Raw genomic sequence first — 22,366 nt, 5'->3', positions numbered from 1 at the left:
ACTTCCGGATCGACAGCATCAGTAATCGGCAATGTTAAAACGAACGACACTTTAGAGGGCGCATCTGTTACGTCCACTAATACAGTTGTGACTGTTGGCAGCGACGGGCCATTAAGCGTTGATGCAAGCGGAGACGTTACTCTGGCAGCCAACACGCCAAGCGGAACTTACAGCATCACATACGAAATCTGCGAGAAGGATGCGAACCCTTCAAACTGTAAAACTGCAGCTGCAGAGGTTAAGGTTGAAAACGGCTTGATTGCGGTTAAAGACGTTTTCGGAACAAAAACTTCCGGATCGACAGCATCAGTAATCGGCAATGTTAAAACGAACGACACTTTAGACGGCGCATCTGTTACGTCCACTAATACAGTTGTGACTGTTGGCAGCGACGGACCATTAAGCGTTGATGCAAGCGGAGACGTTACTCTAGCAGCCAACACTCCAAGCGGAACCTACAGCATCACATACGAAATCTGCGAGAAGGATGCGAATCCATCAAACTGCAAAACTGCAGCTGCAGAGGTTAAAGTTGAAAACGGTTTGATTGCTGTTAAAGACGATTTCGGAACAAAAACTTCCGGATCGACAGCATCAGTAATCGGCAATGTTAAAACGAACGATACTTTAGACGGCGCATCTGTTACGTCCACAAACACTATTGTTACAATTGGCAGCGACGGGCCATTGAGCGTTGATGCAGACGGAGACGTTACTCTAGCAGCCAACACGCCAAGCGGAACCTACAGCATCACATACGAAATCTGCGAGAAGGATGCGAGTCCATCAAACTGCAAAACTGCAGCTGCAGAGGTTAAAGTTGAAAACGGTTTGATTGCTGTTAAAGACGATTTCGGAACAAAAACTTCCGGATCGACAGCATCAGTAATCGGCAATGTTAAAACGAACGACACTTTAGAGGGCGCATCTGTTACGTCCACTAATACAGTTGTGACTGTTGGCAGCGACGGTCCATTGAGCGTTGATGCAAGCGGAGACGTTACTCTTGCTGCAAACACGCCAAGCGGAACCTACAGCATCACATACGAAATCTGCGAGAAGGATGCGAGTCCATCAAACTGCAAAACTGCAGCTGCAGAGGTTAAAGTTGAAAACGGTTTGATTGCTGTTAAAGACGATTTCGGAACAAAAACTTCCGGATCGACAGCATCAGTAATCGGCAATGTAAAAACGAACGACACTTTAGACGGCGCATCTGTTACGTCCACAAACACTATTGTTACAATTGGCAGCAACGGTCCATTGAGCGTTGATGCAGAAGGAGACGTTACTCTGGCTGCAAACACGCCAAGCGGAAGCTACAGCATCACATACGAAATCTGCGAGAAGGATGCAAGTCCATCAAACTGCAAAACCGCGGTTGCAGAAGTTAAGGTTGTAAATACAATAGACGCAATACTGGATACTATTACTCCAATTAATGGAAACATTGGCGGAGCAACAATATCTCTAGTAGAAAACGATACACTAAACGGTAATAAAGTAGTAATTGGGACTAATTCAGGAGAAGTTACAATAAATATTGTTGGCACTTTACCGTCTGGATTAACACTAAATACAAATGGAACTATTACAATAGCTCCAAATACACCAAAAGGAAATTATAATATAGAATATATAATATGTGAAGTAGGTGCAGTTCCAGCAAACTGCGACTCGGTAACTATTACTGTTCCGGTTACGGCAGGAAATCTGGTTGCAAACGCAGATGAGATTCCATCAGTTTTAGGATCGGACGTTCCTCAGACATTAGGGAAAAATGTTTTTGAGAATGACACTAAAAACAATCAGCCATTAGATCCGGCAGATGTTACGCTTAAAACTACGGCGGCAGATCCAAAAGGATATCTGACTGTTGATACAGACGGTAACATTGTTTTGGGAGCAAATCCTCCAGCGGGAACTTATGAATTGACATATGAAATCTGCGAGAAACTGAATCCGGACAACTGCAGTTCAAACACTGTTAAAGTAACAGTCGGCTTGCCTGCAATCGACGCTGTTGAAGACGTAATCGCTTCAATAAACGGAAACATTGGAGGAACAACAATTTCATTGACTGCAAACGATAAATTGAACGGAAAAGCGGTAGCGGTTGGAACAGGAGCAGGAGAAGTTAAGTTTGAAATTATCGGTACGCTTCCATCAGGATTCACGCTAAATTCAGACCATACTATAACTGTTGCGCCAAACACTCCAAAAGGAGATTATAAAGTAGAATACAAAATCTGCGAAAACACCAATCCAACGAACTGCGACTCGGTAACTATTACTGTTCCGGTTACGGCAGGAAATCTGGTTGCAAACGAAGATCTTGTGCCTGCAGTTGGAGTAAATATTCCGCAGAAAGTAATCAACGTTTTTGAGAATGATACTAAAGATGGAAATAAATTAGTGCTATCAGATGTAGATCTTAAAGTAACTCAAGCAGATCCAAAAGGATATCTGACTGTAGATGCAGACGGAAATGTTACACTAGCACCAAATGCACCTGCGGGAGATTATGAATTGACCTATACTATTTGTGAGAAATTGAATCCAGATAACTGTGCTTCAAATATTGTAAAAGTAACGGTGACAGAACCAAAAATGACAATTACAGCAGAAAGCTATTGTTCAAATAATGTTCCGTATGTTAATTATACAGTTTCACCAGATAATTTCGTAGCTAATAATTTATTAACTGTTAAATGGATTGATAGCAATAATAATGTTGTAGCAACTCAGACCAATCTGCCATTAAGTGGAAATCTTCTATGGCCAGGAGCAGAAATTGACAGTAACGGAAATGGAATTGATTGGCCAGGATGGATTTTAAATAATGGTATATGGACAGAAGGTGCCGACGGATTTGAAGCTACTAGAAATGGAGTGAAAATCGAGTTTTCATTAAATCCAACTGTTACAGTTTCTGTTGCATATCCGCCTGTTAAACCAGATTGTAATGCACGTCCAACATTTGCTATAAAAGCAAATAATGATGTGGCAGGACCTGTAGATGCTAAAAAAGGAGCAAATGCTACGATTAATATTTTTGAAAATGACTTGTTAAATGGAGTAAAATTCGATCCTTCAGCTGTTATTTTATCAGTTCCGGTTGTTCATCCAAATATTTCATTGAATGCTGATGGTTCAATCAATATTGCGACAAATACACCAGATGGAGTTTACGAATTAACATATCAGATTTGTGAAGCTGCGAATACATCAAATTGTAGTCAGGCGGTGATTAAGATTACTGTTGAGAATAATATTGACTCAGGGCCTCCAACAGCAAATCAAATTACTTTAAATGACGATAATGATGTTAGCGTTGATGGAATTAATGGTTCATTAGAATTTATAAATGTTTTAGACAACGATTTAATAAACGGAAAACCAATAAATCCTGCAGATGTTGTAGTGAAACCTTTAACAGACAGTCCGTATTTTGAATGGAATGAAGACGGTACGGTAAGTGTTAAGCCAAATACACCAGGTGGAAATTATGCTTTAACTTATCAGGTTTGTGAAAAAGTTAGTAACACAAATTGTTCTACGGCTGTATTAAATGTTTTTGTAGAAGTGCCTGCTATTTCTGTTATAAAAACAGCAGTTTTCAATGACGAAAATAATAGCGGTTTTGCAAATGCAGGAGAAACAATTACGTACAAATTTACTGTGACAAATACAGGAAATGTACCTCTTGTTGGAATCACGATTAACGATCCGTTGCCAGGAGTAGTCGTTTCTGGACAAGCAATAAACTTAGATGTTAACGAATCTAACAATTCAAACTTTACAGCGGTTTACAAAATCACCCAAGAAGATATTAATCGAGGCAGTGTGAGTAATCAGGCAACTGTAAAAGGAAGCAGTGTAAGAGGAGTTGTAGTTGAAGATCAGTCAGACGATGCAAGCAATAGCGGAGATAATCCAACTGTCTTAGACTTAAACGGATGTTCTATTAAAGTAATGAATGCTTTCTCTCCAAATGGAGACAGCAAGAATGCAAGATTCTATATTAGAGGAATAGAATGTTATCCAGACAATACGGTTGAAGTTTATAACCGTTGGGGAGTTCTAGTTTTCAACATAGATCAGTACAATAATAACGATCGCGTTTTTGTTGGATATTCTAACGGACGTTCAACCGTGAAACAAACAGATGGTCTTCCAGTCGGAACGTATTTCTATATCTTAAAATACAAAGATAGCGCTCAAAAGTCTCATCAAGAATCTGGATACTTATACCTTAATAAATAAAATTGGACTACGGCTTAGTTAGCGCTAAGCCGTTCTAAAGCTTAATAAATGAAAAAGTTAATTTTAGTTTTTATGTTTTTTTCGATTGTGTCACATGCGCAGCAAGATGCGCAGTATACGCAATACATGTATAACACAATCGAAGTCAATCCAGCGTATGCAGGTTCAAGAGGGGCATTAAGCGTTTTTGGTTTATATCGTACACAATGGGTTGGATTAGATGGAGCACCAGAAACAAGTACATTTTCGGTTAATACGCCTTTGAAAAATAGCGATTTAGGACTTGGGGTTTCTTTGGTAAATGATAAAATCGGGCCAACGGTAGAGAATACTTTATCAGCAGATTTGTCTTATACTATTCCAACTTCAGACACATGGAATTTATCTTTCGGGATAAAAGGAACCGCTAATCTTTTTAACATCGATATTAATAAATTGAGTTATGAAGATCAAGACGATCCGCAATTTCAGAATCTTAAAAATAAATTCTCGCCAAATGTTGGAGCTGGACTTTATTTTCATTCAGACAGAGCATATGTAGGATTATCGGTTCCTAATTTTATCGAAACCAACCGTTATGACTCAGATGATGTAGCTATTTTTAAAGAAAAAATCAATTATTATTTAATAGCAGGTTATGTATTTAATCTAGACCGTTTAGAGTACATAAAATTCAAACCCGCTTTAATGACCAAAATGGTAGAAGGAGCTCCTTTGCAAGTCGATGTTTCAGGAAATTTTATGTTCAATGATAAATTTGTTTTAGGACTTGCTTACCGTTGGAGTGCATCTGTTAGTGCAATGGCTGGATTTCAGGTATCAAAAGGAATGTATATAGGTTATGGTTACGATCATGAAACCACACAATTAAGAAAATACAATTCTGGATCTCATGAGATTTTCTTAAGATTCGAGTTCTTTAATAATTACAATAAAATGATATCCCCAAGATTCTTTTAATACAACCTATGAAAGCTAGAAAATTAATATTGATCTTTTTACTGTTTAGTTTTATTTCAAATGTAAATGCACAAAATCCATTTACAACAATGAACATAAAATATGCAGATAAAAAATACGAAGAGTACGCTTACGCAGATGCTATAAAAGTATACGAGACATTAGTAAATTCAGAAACTACTAATGAAGGCGTAATTCAGCGTTTAGCCAATTCATACTATTTTAATGGAGAGTTAAAAAATGCATTAAAATGGTATGAGCAATTATTCGTGATAAACGAAAACCAAGAAGCTGAATATTTGTATAGATATGCCCAATCATTAAAATCGGCAGGAGATTATCGAAGATCTGATGAGATTTTGCAGAAATTCAATCAGAAAGCAACTGCAGAGAAAAGGGCAGATCTTATTAGAAAAGACAAAAATTATTTAGAAGATATAAAAGAAAACTCAGGCCGATTTCAAATAGCCGATGCTGGAGTTAATTCTAGATATTCAGATTACGGAAGCGTAGTTTACAACAATAAAATCGTTTTTACATCTGCGCGCGATACAGGCGGAGTGGTGAAATCCAACTTTCAATGGACAAACAGATCTTTCTCTAGATTATATACAGCCGATTTAATGCCAGATGGAAGTGTTGGAAAACCAGAACTTTTGGTAAAAAGAAAAAAAGACAATTTTAATGAGTCAAGTCCAATTTTCACAAAAGACGGACGCACTATGTATTTTACCCGAAATAATTTCACAGATGGCAAAAGACGTAGCAACGACAAAAACGTAACCTTATTAAAATTGTACAAAGCAGAATTTATCGATAACGAATGGAAAAATGTTGCAGAGCTTCCGTTCAATAGCGATCAATACAGCACAGCACATCCTGCTTTAAGCGTAGACGAAAAAACACTTTATTTTGCATCAGATATGCCGGGAACTTTAGGACAATCGGATATTTATAAAGTAGCGATCAATGAAGACGGAACTTTCGGTACGCCAGAAAATCTTGGACCAACAATTAATACAGAAGCAAGAGAAACTTTTCCTTTTATTTCTGGAGACAACGAATTGTATTTTGCTTCTGACGGACGTCCAGGTTTAGGCGGATTAGATATTTTTGCTTCTCGTATAAAAGCCAACGGAACTTATGATGACGTTCTAAATGTTGGAGAACCTGTAAATAGCAAACAAGACGATTTTGCTTTTAGCATTGATAGTAAAACCAGAAGCGGATATTTTTCTTCAAACAGAGAAAACGGACTAGGGATGGATGATATTTACAGATTTACAGAAACTAGAAGATTAATCTGCGAACAAAATTTATCTGGAAATGTTACTGATGCAGAATCAAACGAAATCTTAGCGAATACTTCTCTGACTCTTTTTAACGAAAAATTTGATCCAGTTGGAACAATTACAACAGACGAAAAAGGAAATTATCTTTTTCCTGATTTAAGATGTGGTAAAAAATATACCATTAGAACAGCTAAGAACGATTACAATGCCAAAGAAGTTGTAGTAACTATTAGTAAAGAAAAAGGAGAAACTACTCAATTAATTGCATTAAATAAAGTTTTCAAACCTCTTGCGGCAAAAACGGTAGCAATCAAAAAAGTCGCGATAAGCCCGGTAAAAGTAGGTTCGATAAGAGTAGGTGTAGATATTGCAAAACTATTAAACCTGCCAATGAATTTCTTTGATTTGGGTAAAGCAACCATCAAGAAAACATCAGAACCGCAGTTAATGAAAGTGGTGAATCTTTTAAATGAATATCCAGCTATGAAACTTGATATTCGTTCGCATACAGACAGCCGTTCTTCTTCAGAAAGCAATCAGATTCTTTCAGAAAAAAGAGCACAATCAACCAAAAATTGGCTAATTCAAAAAGGAATCAGCGAAGACAGACTAACAGCAAAAGGTTATGGCGAAACGCAATTAGTAAACAAATGTGCAGATGGAGTAAAATGTACAGAAAAACAGCACATGCAAAATAGACGAAGCGAGTTTATTATTGTTGCGATGTAAAATAATCTTCATATAAAATTTAAAAACCCTTTTCTAAATTCTAGAAAAGGGTTTTTTTAGGTTATAAATAATCCCTACAGGATAATGGTTTGGGGTTTGATCATTTTTTTTTCTACCAATCAGTCACTCCTAGCGGAGTGGGTCTCGAATTTATATATAATGGTAGGAAAACCACTCCGCTAGGAGTGACTGATTGGTAGAACGCAAATGATTATCCGTGTTCATTATGTCCTGTAGGGACATTTGATTGGTTATTAAAAATCAATTAATCAATTATGAAATTTATATTTTATTGTATATGAGGCATAACGTTAAAAAATCTAATTTTTCTCAAAAAACAATTCTAAACAAATTCATTCTTTACACTATAATTTTGAAAATCTAAATTTTGATGTATTATGTTTAAAATGAATTGGTTATGATTTCAAAAAATCGTTTTCGCTGCAGATTGTGTTAGTTTTTGTTTTAACTTTATAAACCTAAAAATTTTTCATTATGACTGTAGATCAAATACTTAAAGCAAAAGGAAGAAATGTATATTCTATTGTCTCCAATTTAACGGTTTATGATGCGTTAAAAGTTATGGGAGAAAAAAACATTGGAGCAATTTTAATTATTGATGATAACGTTTTAAAAGGAATATTATCTGAAAGAGATTATGCCAGAAAAATTGTTCTGAAGGATAAATCTTCTAAAGAAACTTTTGTTCATGAGATTATGGAAAGTAATGTTTTTACAGTAAAACTTTCAGATAATCTTGAAGATTGTATGGAACTTATGAGCGAAAAAAGAATAAGACACTTGCCTGTTCTCGAAGACGGAATCGTAGTTGGAATCATTTCAATCAGCGATGTAGTGAAGGCAATTATAGAAATTCAAAAAGATACGATCAACCATTTGAATTCTTATATTTCTCAATAAAGCACACCTAAAAACGATAAAAATTCAAACGAGTCCAATTTCTATTGGACTTTTTTTATTTATTCGAATAGATTTTAGAAAAAGAAAATGCTAAAAAGATGCCATTTTAAAACAAGACTTATATCTTTGTAAGCTAGAATAAATGCTAAAAAAATGAACAAAGAGAGTAAAAGAAGAGAAGCGTTACTGTACCATGCAGAACCAACTCCAGGAAAAATTCAAGTAGTTCCAACAAAAAAATATGCAACCCAGAGAGACTTATCATTGGCTTATTCGCCAGGAGTTGCAGAACCATGTTTAGAAATCGCAGCAAACAAAGAAGACGTTTATAAATATACAGCAAAAGGAAATTTAGTAGCCGTAATTTCTAACGGTACAGCTGTTTTAGGACTTGGAAATATTGGTCCAGAAGCAGGAAAACCTGTAATGGAAGGAAAAGGTTTATTATTTAAAATTTTCTCAGACATTGATGTTTTTGATATAGAAATCGATACCGAAAATGTTGAAGAATTCATTCAGACTGTAAAAAATATTGCACCAACCTTTGGAGGAATCAATCTGGAAGACATCAAAGCTCCAGAATCTTTTGAGATAGAAAGAAGACTAATCGAAGAATTGGATATTCCAGTAATGCACGACGACCAGCACGGAACGGCAATTATCTCTTCTGCAGCTTTAATCAATGCACTTGAATTGGCTGGTAAAAAAGCAGAAGATGTAAAAGTAGTAGTTTCTGGTGCAGGATCGGCAGCGATTGCATGTACAGATTTATATGTTTTACTTGGAGTAAAAGTTGAAAATGTTTTAATGTACAATAGTAAAGGACTTTTAACTAAAGATAATCCTGCACTTTCAGATTTACAATTAAAATATGCAATTGACGGAGCTAAAATTCCTTTGGAAGAGGCAGTAAAAGGCGCTGATGTTTTCATTGGATTATCTTCTGGAGACATTTTATCGCCAGAAATGTTACTAACAATGTCAAAAAATCCGATTGTATTTGCAATGGCAAATCCAAATCCGGAAATCGACTATAATTTGGCTGTAGAAACGAGAAAAGACGTTATTATGGCGACAGGACGTTCAGATTTTCCTAATCAGGTAAATAACGTTTTAGGTTTTCCTTATATCTTTAGAGGAGCACTAGACGTAAGAGCGACAAAAATCAATGAAGAAATGAAAATGGCGGCTGTAAAAGCTTTAGCTATTTTGGCAAAAGAACCAGTTCCAGAGCAAGTAAACGTAGCTTACGGTGCAATGAAACTTGGATTTGGACAAGAATATATCATTCCTAAACCTTTCGATCCTAGATTGATTACTGTTGTAGCTCCTGCAGTTGCAAAAGCAGCAATGGAATCTGGAGTGGCAAAAAATCCTATTACAGACTGGGCAGCTTATGAAGATCATCTTCGTGAGCGTATGGGTAACGACAATAAAATGGTGCGTTTGATTACAAACCGTGCGAAATTAAATCCGAAGAAAATTGTTTTTGCTGAAGCAGATCAATTAAACGTTTTAAAAGCAGCTCAAATTGTTTACGAAGACGGAATCGGATTCCCAGTTTTATTAGGAAACAAAGAGCAGATTTTAGATTTAAAAGCAGAATTAGGTTTTGATGCCGATTTAGAAATTATCGATCCAAAAACTGATGAGGAAGCCGTAAGACGTAACAAGTTTGCAAAATCATTCTGGGAAGCTAGAGGAAGAAGAGGTGTTTCTAAATTAGACGCTGAAAAATTCATGCGCGAAAGAAACTATTTTGCTGCAATGATGGTTAACGAAGGAGAGGCAGATGCAGTAGTAACAGGATATTCTAGAAGTTATCCTTCAGTAGTTAAGCCAATGCTTCAGTTAATAGAAAAAGCACCTAATGCTTCTTTAGTAGCAACTGCAAACATGATGCTTACTTCTCGTGGGCCAATGTTCTTATCAGATACAGCAATAAACATTAATCCATCTGCACAAGATTTGATTAATATTGCTATAATGACTGCAAAAACAGCAAAAATGTTTGGAATCGAGCCAGTTATAGCAATGGTTTCATTCTCAAATTTTGGGTCTTCAACTAGTGAAAGTGCTTCAAAAGTTAGAGAAGCTGTAGCTTACTTGCACAAAAACCATCCAGAGTTAATTGTTGATGGAGAAATTCAAGCAGATTTTGCTTTAAATCCAGAAATGCTTCAAGAGAAATTCCCATTTTCTAAATTAGCAGGAAAAAAAGTAAATACATTGGTTTTCCCTAATTTAGAATCAGCAAATATCACTTACAAATTGTTAAAAGAATTGTATAAAGTGAATTCAATTGGTCCAATCATGATGGGTATGGGTAAACCAGTTCACATTTTCCAATTAGGCGCTAGCGTTGAAGAAATGGTTAATATGGCTGCTATTGCTGTTATTGATGCACAAGAAAAAGAAAGTAAAAAGAATAAAATAGCACAATAAACGTTCTAGCAAGGATTGAACAAATTTGTCGTAGTTTTATGGCATTTTTGTTATATTTGATACTAAGAAATTACATTTATGATAGCACATTTGCAGGGAAAATTAGTAGAAAAGAATCCTACAGAAGTAGTAATTGATTGTGGAGGAGTTGGTTATCAGGTAAATATATCGCTACATACCTTCTCCTTAATTCCAAATTCTGAAAATATAAAATTGTATACGCATCTTCAAATTAAAGAAGATGCGCATACTTTATATGGTTTCGCCGAAAAATCTGAGCGAGAAATTTTTAGAATGTTGCTTTCTGTTTCAGGAATTGGAGCAGGAATTGCAAGAACAATGCTTTCGTCAATAGAACCAAAGCAAATTATAAACGCCATCGCATCTGGAGATGTGGGCGTAATCCAGTCTATAAAAGGGATTGGAAACAAAACAGCACAAAGAGTTATACTTGATTTAAAGGAAAAAGTTGTTAAATTGTACGATATTGACGAAGTTTTTGCTGTCCAAAACAATAGAAATCGAGATGAAGCGTTATCTGCTCTAGAAGTATTAGGTTTTGTTCGAAAAGCTTCTGAAAAAGTGGTAGAAAGAATTGTCAAAGAAGATCCTGAAGCTACCGTTGAAACAATTATCAAAAAGGCCTTAAAAAGCTTATAAATTTCATTTCATATAAAAGAATTCTATGCGTAAAATTTGTATTTTGTTGCTGGTATTGCTCTGCGGTAATGTTTTGCGTGCACAGATTACGCCACCGGCACAAGATACAACTAAAACTCAGTTTTCGGTTGGTAAGATTGAGATTGGAGATCCTCCAACTGTGCTTTCTGCCTACAGGTACGATCCTATTACAGATCGTTATATCTACACCAACTCGGTAGATGGTTTCTCTATCAATTATCCTTTAATTTTAACTCCAAAAGAATATGAAGATTTAGTTCTAAAAGAATCTAGAAGAGATTACTTTAGAAAAAAATCTGATGCTATTGATGGTAAAAAAAATGGAGCTGAGGCAGCCAAAAAAGATTTGTTACCAAGATATTATATCAATTCAAGTTTATTTGAAAGTATTTTTGGTAGCAATACTATAGATGTAAAGCCCACAGGATCAGTAGAAATGGACTTGGGTATGCGTTACACTAAACAAGACAACCCTTCATTCTCTCCAAGAAATAGATCTAGTTTAACTTTTGATTTTGATCAAAGGATCAGTATGAGTTTAATGGGGAAAGTGGGAACTCGTTTGGAAGTAAATGCCAACTATGATACACAATCGACATTTGCTTTTCAGAATTTATTCAAACTTGCTTACACACCTTCAGAAGATGATATTGTTCAGAAAGTTGAGGTAGGTAATGTGAGCATGCCTTTAAATAGTACCTTAATTCGAGGTGCACAAAGTTTATTTGGTGTAAAGGCTCAGCTGCAATTTGGTAAGACAACTGTTACTGGAGTTTTCTCAGAACAAAAGTCTCAGACTAAAAGTATAGTCGCAGAAGGTGGAGGAACAGTTCAGAACTTTGATTTATTTGCATTAGATTATGATAATGATCGACATTTCTTCTTATCGCAATACTTTAGAAATAAATACGACGCTTCTCTTAAAAATTATCCATTAATTGATAGCCGTGTTCAAGTTACAAGAATCGAAGTATGGGTTACCAATAAGCAAAATAGAGTAAGTACATCAAATAACAATTTAAGAAATATTATTGCGCTTCAGGATTTAGGAGAAGGGCAAGTTTCTGGTGTTCCAGATAATCAAGTCGTTGTAATTACAGATCCAGTTGGCTTTTTTAATAATCCTATAGATTCTCCAACTGATAATACGAATAACAAATATGATCCTGCAGCTATTGGAAAAGGAGGAAGTTATTTAAATTCTAATATTAGAGAAATTGTAACAGCAAAATCTGGATTTAATAATGCCAATACAAACGAGGGAACTGATTATTCTATTCTAGAGAATGCGAGAAAATTAACTACAAACGAATTTACTTTTAATGCACAATTGGGTTACATTTCGTTACAGCAGCGTTTGGCTAACGATGAAATTTTGGCAGTTGCGTTTGAATATACTGTTGGAGGAAAAACATACCAAGTAGGAGAATTCGGTAGCGACGGTGTGGATGCAACTGTAGTTACAGGAAACAACAGTTCTAATCAAGCAATCGTAACACAAAGTTTGGTTTTGAAAATGCTGAAAAGTAGTTTGACAAATGTTCAAAATCCAGTTTGGAACTTGATGATGAAAAACGTTTATCAAATTCCTCAAGCTTATCAAATCAAACAGGAAGATTTTAGACTTAATATTCTTTATACCGATCCTTCGCCAATAAATTATATTACACCTGTTCAAGGAACTCTTTTTCCAGATGATGATCCTACAAACCCTAATCCAAGTAATTATTATATTACTAAAACACCATTATTAAATGTTTTTAACTTAGATCAGTTAAACTATACTAATGACCCGCAAAAGGGAGGAGATGGTTTCTTCGATTATGTTCCGGGAGTAACTGTTGATGTACAGAATGCAAGAATTATTTTTACAACTAAAGAGCCTTTTGGTGAGCTTTTGTTTAAAAAATTACAAACTACAAATTCTGGAGAAAGCTATAATGATCCAACTACATACAACGCGAATCAAAAGAAGTATGTATTTAGAAACATGTATAGGAATACCCAAGCTGGTGCACTGCAGGATAGTGATAAAAACAAATTCTTATTGCGAGGAAAATATAAATCTTCTGGAAGTAATGGTATTCCTATTGGAGCATTCAACGTTCCACAAGGGTCTGTTGTTGTAACCGCAGCAGGACGTGTTCTGGTAGAAGGTATTGATTATAGTGTAGATTATCAATTAGGAAGAGTACAGATATTAGATCCTTCGCTTCAAGCTTCAAATACTCCAATTGAGGTTTCTTTAGAAAACAATTCAATCTTTGGTCAGCAAACTAGAAGGTTTATGGGATTTAATATCGAACATAAAATTTCTGAAAAATTTGTTGTTGGAGGTACTTTCTTAAAAATGACAGAACGTCCTTTTACTCAAAAATCAAGTTATGGGCAAGAATCTGTAAATAATACTATTTTTGGTTTTAACGGAAATTATTCAACCGAAGTTCCGTTTTTGACAAGATTGGCCAATAAACTGCCAAATATAGATACAGATGTTCCTTCTAACCTTTCTATTCGTGGAGAAGTCGCATTTTTGAAACCAAATGCTCCAAAGGCAAGTGATTTTGAAGGAGAAGCTACTATTTATATTGATGATTTTGAAGGTACTCAGACCACAATTGATATGAGATCTGCTTATGCATGGAGTTTGGCTTCAACACCATTTATAACTTCTGCTACAGATAATACTTTTAATGCCAGCTCAAATACGCTAGAATATGGCTATAAGCGTGCTAAATTGTCTTGGTATAGTATCGATCCAATTTTCTATACTTCAAAACCATCTGGAGTTTCAAACGATGATTTATCTTTAAATACAACAAGAAGAATTTATAGTAAAGAACTTTATCCAAATACAGATATTGCACAAGGACAAATTCAGGTTATTAATACGTTGGATTTAACATACTATCCATCAGATAGAGGACCTTACAACAATAATCCTAATTTTAGTTCTAGTCCCGCTTCTGCCAATTTTGGTGGAATTATGCGTTCACTAAACTCTACAAACTTTGAGCAAGGAAATGTCGAATACATTCAATTTTGGGTACTTGATCCTTATGTTGGAACAGGGCAGGCTCAGGGAAATAATAATGGAAAAATTTATTTCAATTTAGGAGAGGTTTCTGAAGACGTTCTTAAAGATGGAAGAAAGCAATATGAAAATGGTTTAGGTCCAGATCAGGTAATGGTTAATCCACAGCCAATTTGGGGAGACGTGCCTGCTTCTCAGTCTTTAATTTATGCTTTTGATACCAATGCAGATAATCGTAAAAATCAAGATGTTGGTTTAGACGGTTTGCCAGATGCAAGAGAAGGGTCAATTTATACTAATTATGCGGGAGAGGCAGATCCTGCAGCGGACAACTATAAATATTTTCTAAATACAGAAGGAGGAGTATTGCAGCGTTACAAGCAATACAACGGAACTGAAGGAAACTCTGCTGTAAGTATTGATGATCCAAACCGTGGGTCGACAACTCTTCCAGATGTTGAAGATATCAATCGTGATAATACAATGAGTACAATCAATGCTTATTATGAATATAGTATTGATGTAAGACCAGGTATGCAGGTTGGAGAAAATTATATTACAGATATTAGAGATGTTCAAAATGTAGACCTTCCAAACGGAAGCACAACTAATGCAAGATGGATTCAGTTTAAAATTCCTGTTTCAAAACCTCAAAACACTATTGGAAATATTACCGATTTTAGATCGATTCGTTTCATGCGTATGTTTATGACTGGATTTAATGATCAAATGACAGTTCGTTTCGGAGCTTTAGATTTAGTTAGAGGAGAATGGAGAAAGTATACAGGAACATTAGACGCAAACGATACAAATCCTGATGATGATGGAACTCAATTTGATGTTGCTGCTGTAAATATTCAGGAAAATGGAACAAAATGTCCTGTAAATTATGTTATTCCACCAGGCGTTCAGAGAGAGCAGTTGTACAATAACAATACAATTATCAACCAAAATGAGCAATCTTTAGCATTGCGAATAGGAGGCGGAGGATTAGAATATCAAGATTCTAGAGCAGTTTTCAAAAATGTTAGTGTTGACATGCGTCAATATAAAAAATTAAAGATGTTCCTTCACGCGGAATCACTTCCAAATGAAACGCAACTTTTAGACGACGAGATGATTGGATTTATTCGTTTTGGTAACGATTTTACCCAGAACTTTTATCAAATCGAGATTCCATTAAAAGTAACAAGAACAGGCGGATCTTGTACAATTAGTCCAGATCAGGTTTGGCTTGAAGAAAACAATATTGATGTTGCTCTGTCATTATTGACAAGAATGAAGGTTCTAGGAATGAATATCGATATTAATTCTCCAAAAAGAGATATAAATGGTATTTATTATCCTGACCGAGATCCTGATGTAGAAGGAGGTGACCAAGATGGAAAGTTAACTTTAGGTATTAAAGGAAATCCGAATTTTGGTTTGGTTCGAAATTTAATGGTCGGAGTAAAAAGTGCAGCAAACCATAAAGATATTATGGGAGAGGTTTGGTTTAACGAACTTCGTATGTCTGATTTGGAAAATAAAGGAGGTATGGCAGCATTGTTGAATGTTGATACCAATATGGCCGATTTGATGACATTGTCTGCTTCTGGTAAAAAGAGTACAATTGGTTTCGGTTCTCTTGAACAAGGAGCCAATGAAAGAGATCGTGAAGATATTCAGCAGTACAACATCGTAACAAACATAAATTTAGGAAAACTGCTTCCTCCAAAATGGGGTATTAGTCTTCCATTTAATTACGCAATTGGAGAAGAGGTTATAACGCCAGAATACGATCCTTTTAATCAGGATATCAAGTTAGATCAATTGATTAAAGAAACTACAGACCCGGCAGAAAAAGAAAATATTAGAACACGAGCAATAGATTATACTAAGCGTAAAAGCATCAATTTTATTGGTGTAAGAAAGGATAGAGCACCAGAACAGAAACCGCATGTTTATGATGTAGAAAACTTTACGTTCTCTCAATCTTATAATCAAGTAGAACGACATGATTATGAAGTTGCTAATTATGAAGATCAGCAGTCTAATACTTCTGTTAATTATGCTTATACTTTCCAACCTAAAGAAGTGGTTCCGTTTAAGCAAACCAAATTCATGAAAACAAGTGATTATTGGAAATTGTTAAGTGACTTTAATATTAATTATCTTCCTTCGAATGTTTCATTTAATACTAATATTTTAAGACAGAGCAACAGTCAGCAATATAGACAAGTTGAAGAAGGTATTGGACTAGATCCGCTATATAGAAGAAACTTTGCGTTTAATTACCAATATGGTTTTGGATTTAATTTGACAAAATCATTAAAATTAAACTATACAGCAGCGTCTAATAATATTGTAAGAAACTTTTTGAACGACGATAATACGCCAAAACAGGATTTTAATATTTGGGACGATTATTTTGATATTGGTGTACCAAACCAGCATTTACAGCAATTGGTTTTAAATTATGATATTCCAATTAATAAAATTCCAATATTTAGTTTTGTAAAAGCGACTTATTCTTATACGGCAGATTACAACTGGCAAAGATCTTCAACGGCACTTTCTCAATATGTCGATGATAATGGAGTATCATGGGATTTAGGAAATACAGTGCAAAATGCGAATTCGAATACATTGTCAACGACATTAAATATGAATACGCTGTATAAATATTTAGGATTGACACCAGGAGGAAAACCAGCAAAACCTAAGCCTGTGGCACCACCAAAACCAGGTGAGAAAATTGTAAATACAGCTAAACCAGTTACGAGTAGTAATCCTTTTTATGATGGTTTAATTGGAGTTTTGACCAGTATAAAAAATGTTCAAATTAACTATACTAAAAATAGTGGTACAGTTTTACCAGGTTATATTCCGGGAGTTGGTTTCTTTGGCACATCTAAACCTTCGTTAGGATTCGTCTTTGGTAGTCAGGATGATGTGCGTTTTGAAGCGGCTAAAAATGGATGGTTGACTAGTTATCAAAACTTCAATCAAAACTTTACACAGGTAAGTAATAAACTTTTAAAAGTAACGGCCAATGTAGATTTATTGCCTGATTTGAAAGTTGATTTGGCTATGGATCGTGCTTATTCTGAAAATTCATCAGAACAATATAGTGTAGACCAAAATACAGGCGAGTATATGCCATTGTCACCATACAGTTACGGAATGTTTTCTATTTCTACAGTTTTGATTAAGACGGCTTTTTCAACAAGTACAGAAACAGAATCAGCGGCGTTTGATGATTTTAGAAGCAATCGTTTAGTTATTGCAAATCGTTTGGCAGCACAACATTATGGTGGAGCAGAAATTCCTAGATATGGAGATGTAAATAATCCAATTCCTGATGAATCAGATCCGAATTATAAAATTTATGTAGCCAATGAAGGTTATCCTATTGGTTTTTCAAAAAGTAATCAAGCTGTATTGTTGCCTTCATTCATGGCGGCTTATACAGGGAAAGACGCTTCAAGCAGTTCGACAAGTATTTTTAGAAGTTTCCCTATTCCGAACTGGAATGTAAAATATAATGGTTTAATGCGTTATAAGTATTTCAAAGACCATTTCAGACGTTTTTCGTTACAGCATAATTATAGAGCATCTTACACCATTAGCCAGTTTAGATCAAATTTTGATTATTTAGAAAATCCAAACGGTCAGGATGTAAACACGAATTTCTTTAATAAAACGATCATGTCTAACGTCAATTTAGTAGAACAGTTTAGTCCTCTTATTCGAGTTGATTTTGAGTTGAAAAACTCATTCCGTTTATTAACAGAAGTTAAAAAAGACCGTGCTTTGTCTATGAGTTTCGATAATAATTTATTGACAGAAGTAAGAGGAGTAGAATATGTTGTAGGGCTAGGGTATCGCTTTAAAGATGTAATTATTTCGTCGAGATTAGCAGATAATCCTACTGGAATTATTAAAAGTGATATCAACATAAAAGCTGATTTTTCATATAGAAATAATGAAACTTTGGTTCGATATTTAGATTACGATAATAATCAGTTGGCAGCGGGACAGAATATCTGGACTCTAAAATTAACGGCCGATTATGCTTTCAGTAAAAACTTAACAGCAATATTCTATTATGATCATTCGTTCTCGAAAGCAGTTATTTCGACTTCTTTTCCTTTAACGAATATCAGATCAGGTTTCACACTTCGTTATAATTTCGGAAATTAAATTTTAGTTTCTAAACTAGATTTCATTAGAAGATTATTACATTTGTGGCTTAAATTTTAAATTATCAATTTTCAAACACAACTATTATGAGCATACCAGCAAATTTAAAGTACACAAAAGATCACGAATGGGTTAGCATCGAAGGAGATGTTGCAACTGTAGGAATTACTCATTTTGCACAAAAAGAGTTAGGAGATATCGTGTATGTTGAGGTAGAAACTTTAGATCAGACACTTTCAAAAGATGAAGTTTTTGGAACTGTTGAGGCTGTAAAAACAGTTTCTGATTTATTCTTACCATTAACAGGTGAAATCATTGCTTTTAATGAAGATTTAGAAAGTGCTCCTGAAACTGTAAATTCAGATCCTTATGGAGCTGGATGGATGATTAAAATAAAAATTGCTGATGCTTCAGAAATTGATACTTTATTGTCTGATCAAGCTTATAAAGATTTAATCGGTGCCTAAACAACTCTTGTTAATTTGGGCAATTATTTGTTCTGGAATCATTACTTATTTTTGTCTGACAGATTCTAGTAATATACCAGCAATTAATTTTCCAAGCATTGATAAAATTGTACATTTCTGTTTTCATTTTGGTTTTACAATTTCATGGATTTTGTTTTTCAAAAAAGAATTAAAAGGAAAAGATGCAGACGATTATAAAGCTTATTTGATTTCGTTTATATTTTCTGTTTTTTTTGGAATTACAATCGAAATTCTACAAGGTGCTCTTACCGCAACAAGAGCTGCAGATGTTACAGATGTTTTGGCAAATGCGCTTGGTGCCCTTGCCGCGGTTTTTTCTGCAATCGGATTTAAAAGGCAAATCGATAAAATATAAATTAAGAACCCACCTCGGTGGGTTTTTTATTACAAGAAAATCAAGCACTTAAAAAGCTGTTTTTTTCAATTTAAAATGTACTTTTGTGCTGGTTTTCTGCAACTTCAATCAAAATGAACGTAAAGCAATATTTAGACTCAACGTATTTAAAAACTGCATCGCAAGCTGGTCTTTCGGAAGCGGAAAATACTATTGTAGTTAAAAATGCAATTGAAGAAGCAATTCAAGAAGGTTTTAAGTTGATTATGATTCGACCAGAATATGTTTCTCTGGCAAAAAAAATGATCATAGAAGCCAATTCTGTTTTGTTAGTTGGTACAGTGATTGATTTTCCAGAAGGAAAATCAAATCTGGAGACCAAAATTAAGGAAGCAAATGAGGCCATTGAAAATGGTACAGACGATTTAGATTTTGTTTGTAACTATGAAGCGTTTAAGAACGGTGATCTTGATCTGGTAAAAAAAGAAGTCTTAATTGGAACACAGATCGGATTGGCAAATGATAAAACAGTAAAATGGATTATCGAAATTGCCGCCCTAACAGATAAAGAAATTATTCAGTTATCTGCCTTAATAAAACATGTTGTAGTATCAAATTTTAAAGAAGATGATTTTGATGCTGTTTTTGTGAAATCCTCAACAGGTTTTTATAAAACGGATAATAATTTGCCAAATGGAGCAACCGTTCCAGCAATAATAATGATGCTCGAAAATGCCTCGCCACTTTCAGTAAAAGCAGCAGGCGGAGTTCGTTCATTTGAAGAAGCCGCAGAAATGATTCGTTTAGGAGTAAAACGTATTGGCACTTCGGCCGCAAAAGCAATTGCAAACGGAGAAATTTCCCCAAATCAATATTAAATAAATACCCAAATTTTAAGTGAATAAGTTTTTTTTGTCCCTTGTTTTAATTTCTACGTTCTTTATTGTTTCTGCTCAGCAAAATAGTAATTCTTCAGTTCAGCCTGGTTTCTCTGCAGAGAAATTTCCAGTTTTTCCTAATTGCGAAAATTTAGAAGCTAAAAAATTAGAAAATTGTTTCTATAAAGAGGTTCAAGATTTTGTATTCAACAATTTTCAGGTTCCTCAAAAATTAAAAGAAAATAATTATAAAGGAACAGTGAAATTACTTTTTGAAGTAAATGCAGAAGGAGAATTTAAAGTGATTTATGTTTCTGCCGAAACAGAAGAATTGTCAGAAGAGGCAAAAAGAGTATTTGGAGCATTTCCAAAAATTAAGCCATCAACTTATAACGGAAAACCAACTTATTCTAAATACACTATTTCTATTGATATTCCTCTAAAAAGTTCAGCGCAGCTTGAGGCAGAAGCTTTGGCAGCAGCAGAAATTGAAAAACAGGTAGAAAAACCAATGACAGAATTGGATAGTATTGTGTATAAAAAGTACCGTAATCCGGAGTTTGATAGTCATTTAAATATTCCATTTTCTCATAGTTATTATTCACAATTTGATGCGGAAATGAATCAAGTAGGAAGTAATAATCATACCGCATCTAAACCTTACACATATGCTGAGGTTTCAAAGTACTATAATTTAAGAGCAGTTAATGAGTCACTGCAGAAAAAAACTTCAACTTGGCTGGGAAGAAAATGGTGGAATGAAAATTTAGTGCAGATTCAGGGAGAAGATTATTGGTTTACTTTAAATCCGATTGTAGACTTGCAAATGGGTAAAGCTTCAGATCTTGATGCATCTTACACTTATGTAAATACTAGAGCGCTAAACTTTAGAGGAGGTTTGGGAAAGCAAATTAACTTTACGACTACATTTTTTGAAAGCCAAGGAAGATTTGCGGGTTATTTTAATGATTACGCAGAATCCATAAAACCTTCTGGAGGAAATCCGGCGATAATTCCAGGAATTGGAATTGCGAAAAGGTTTAAAACAGATGCTTACGATTTTCCTTTAGCGGAAGCGAATATTACTTTTGCGCCAGGTAAAATTTTTGATTTCCAATTAGGTTATGGGCGAAATTTTATAGGAGACGGTTATCGTTCTTTATTGGAAAGTGACGGAGCAAGCCCATATCCGTATTTTAAGATTAATACCAAATTTTGGAAAATTAAGTATACCAATACATATATGTGGATGAAAGACGTTCGTCCAGAAGTAACAGAGGGAGGAACATATGCAACAAAATTTATGGCAAATCATTATTTGAGCTGGAATGTTTCAAATAGAGTAAATTTAGGTTTTTTTGAATCTGTAGTTTGGACTAACACCAATAATAGAGGTTTTGATGCTAATTTTATTAACCCTATTATTTTTTATAGAGCAGTTGAGTTTGGTTCTTCATCAAAAAGTGGAAATGCGCTTTTAGGAATAACAGGTAAATACAAATGGAATAATAGCATAAATCTTTATTCACAATTCTTGATCGATGAATTTTCTGTTTCTGATGTTGGCGCAGGAAATCAAAGCTGGAAAAATAAATTCGGATTTCAGCTTGGAGCAAAATATTTCAATGCATTTAACGTAAAAGATTTGTTATTGCAGGTTGAGTTGAATAACGTACGTCCTTATGTTTACTCGCATAGTGCTGTTATTACAAATTATGGGCATAACAATCAGAGTGTGGGGCACCAATGGGGAGGAAATTTTAAAGAGCTTGTAGCAATTGCAAGATACCATAAAGGTCGTTGGCTTGCTGATGCAAAATTAACAGTTGGAACAAGAGGTTTGGATTTTGATACTACAGAAGACTCTTATAATTATGGAGGTAATATTTATAAAAGTTACGATGTAAACCGTCCATATGACACAGGTGTGAAAATTGGACAAGGAAACAAGACCAATGTTTTTATTGCTGATATTCAAGGAGGATATTTAATTAACTCGATGACAAACTTGAAGTTATTTGGAAGTTTAATCTATAGAAATTTTGATCCGACACAAGAAACAGCAACAACTTTTAAGCAAAGTACTACTTGGTTTAGTATCGGATTACGTTCGGATATTTTCAACTGGTATTTTGATTACTAGTTTTTAATAA

General features: G+C 34.8%; 11 protein-coding genes. All 11 read left to right on the top strand.

The features are described 5' to 3' along the window. Positions 1-4,266 (top strand): T9SS type B sorting domain-containing protein (locus AC1Q5Z_RS20445; RefSeq protein ID WP_492446617.1); only part of this gene is annotated, 4,266 nt, incomplete at its 5' end. Positions 4,267-4,314: 48 nt separating this feature from the next. Then, complete coding sequence (locus AC1Q5Z_RS20440) at positions 4,315-5,226, top strand: PorP/SprF family type IX secretion system membrane protein (protein ID WP_278019564.1); 912 nt, start codon at positions 4,315-4,317, stop codon at positions 5,224-5,226. 8 nt (positions 5,227-5,234) lie between these two features. Further along, positions 5,235-7,247 (top strand): OmpA family protein, encoded by a 2,013-nt coding sequence (locus AC1Q5Z_RS20435; RefSeq protein WP_492446615.1) that lies wholly within the window; start codon positions 5,235-5,237, stop codon positions 7,245-7,247. Positions 7,248-7,742: 495 nt separating this feature from the next. Further along, positions 7,743-8,168 (top strand): CBS domain-containing protein, encoded by a 426-nt coding sequence (locus AC1Q5Z_RS20430; RefSeq protein WP_198854486.1) that lies wholly within the window; start codon positions 7,743-7,745, stop codon positions 8,166-8,168. Positions 8,169-8,321: 153 nt separating this feature from the next. Next, on the top strand, positions 8,322-10,613 hold the full coding sequence (locus tag AC1Q5Z_RS20425) for an NADP-dependent malic enzyme (RefSeq protein ID WP_286966254.1): 2,292 nt from the start codon (positions 8,322-8,324) through the stop codon (positions 10,611-10,613). Between the two features lie 78 nt (positions 10,614-10,691). After that, the gene (ruvA, locus tag AC1Q5Z_RS20420) at positions 10,692-11,273 is read left to right on the top strand and encodes a Holliday junction branch migration protein RuvA (RefSeq protein WP_492446613.1); all 582 of its coding nucleotides are present in this window, start codon (positions 10,692-10,694) and stop codon (positions 11,271-11,273) included. 25 nt (positions 11,274-11,298) lie between these two features. Then, positions 11,299-18,513, top strand: a complete 7,215-nt coding sequence (sov, locus tag AC1Q5Z_RS20415) for a T9SS outer membrane translocon Sov/SprA (RefSeq protein ID WP_492446611.1) — start codon at positions 11,299-11,301, stop codon at positions 18,511-18,513. 86 nt (positions 18,514-18,599) lie between these two features. Then, positions 18,600-18,980: a glycine cleavage system protein GcvH gene (gene gcvH / locus AC1Q5Z_RS20410; RefSeq protein ID WP_091492358.1), complete on the top strand. Its 381-nt coding sequence runs from the start codon at positions 18,600-18,602 to the stop codon at positions 18,978-18,980. Further along, positions 18,973-19,356: a VanZ family protein gene (locus tag AC1Q5Z_RS20405; protein ID WP_343589622.1), complete on the top strand. Its 384-nt coding sequence runs from the start codon at positions 18,973-18,975 to the stop codon at positions 19,354-19,356. Before gcvH ends, AC1Q5Z_RS20405 begins: the two co-directional genes overlap by 8 nt. 113 nt (positions 19,357-19,469) lie before the next feature. Next, positions 19,470-20,213, top strand: coding sequence for a deoxyribose-phosphate aldolase (gene deoC, locus AC1Q5Z_RS20400; protein ID WP_343589620.1), 744 nt, complete (start codon positions 19,470-19,472; stop codon positions 20,211-20,213). A 19-nt stretch (positions 20,214-20,232) separates the two neighbouring features. Next, complete coding sequence (locus AC1Q5Z_RS20395; RefSeq protein WP_492446610.1) at positions 20,233-22,356, top strand: energy transducer TonB; 2,124 nt, start codon at positions 20,233-20,235, stop codon at positions 22,354-22,356. Positions 22,357-22,366 lie beyond the last annotated feature (10 nt).

Source organism: Flavobacterium sp. GW823-FHT06G12, assembly GCF_058794775.1.
Note: the sequence above shows the minus strand (reverse complement) of the source record. Positions and strands in the feature narration are given on the sequence as shown.

Excerpts from the sequence above, each read along its gene's own strand:
- AC1Q5Z_RS20440 (WP_278019564.1), top strand. The coding sequence starts at position 4,315 with ATGAAAAAGTTAATTTTAGTTTTTATGTTTTTTTCGATTGTGTCACAT.
- AC1Q5Z_RS20435 (WP_492446615.1), top strand. The coding sequence starts at position 5,235 with ATGAAAGCTAGAAAATTAATATTGATCTTTTTACTGTTTAGTTTTATT.
- AC1Q5Z_RS20430 (WP_198854486.1), top strand. The coding sequence starts at position 7,743 with ATGACTGTAGATCAAATACTTAAAGCAAAAGGAAGAAATGTATATTCT.
- AC1Q5Z_RS20425 (WP_286966254.1), top strand. The coding sequence starts at position 8,322 with ATGAACAAAGAGAGTAAAAGAAGAGAAGCGTTACTGTACCATGCAGAA.
- ruvA (WP_492446613.1), top strand. The coding sequence starts at position 10,692 with ATGATAGCACATTTGCAGGGAAAATTAGTAGAAAAGAATCCTACAGAA.
- sov (WP_492446611.1), top strand. The coding sequence starts at position 11,299 with ATGCGTAAAATTTGTATTTTGTTGCTGGTATTGCTCTGCGGTAATGTT.
- gcvH (WP_091492358.1), top strand. The coding sequence starts at position 18,600 with ATGAGCATACCAGCAAATTTAAAGTACACAAAAGATCACGAATGGGTT.
- deoC (WP_343589620.1), top strand. The coding sequence starts at position 19,470 with ATGAACGTAAAGCAATATTTAGACTCAACGTATTTAAAAACTGCATCG.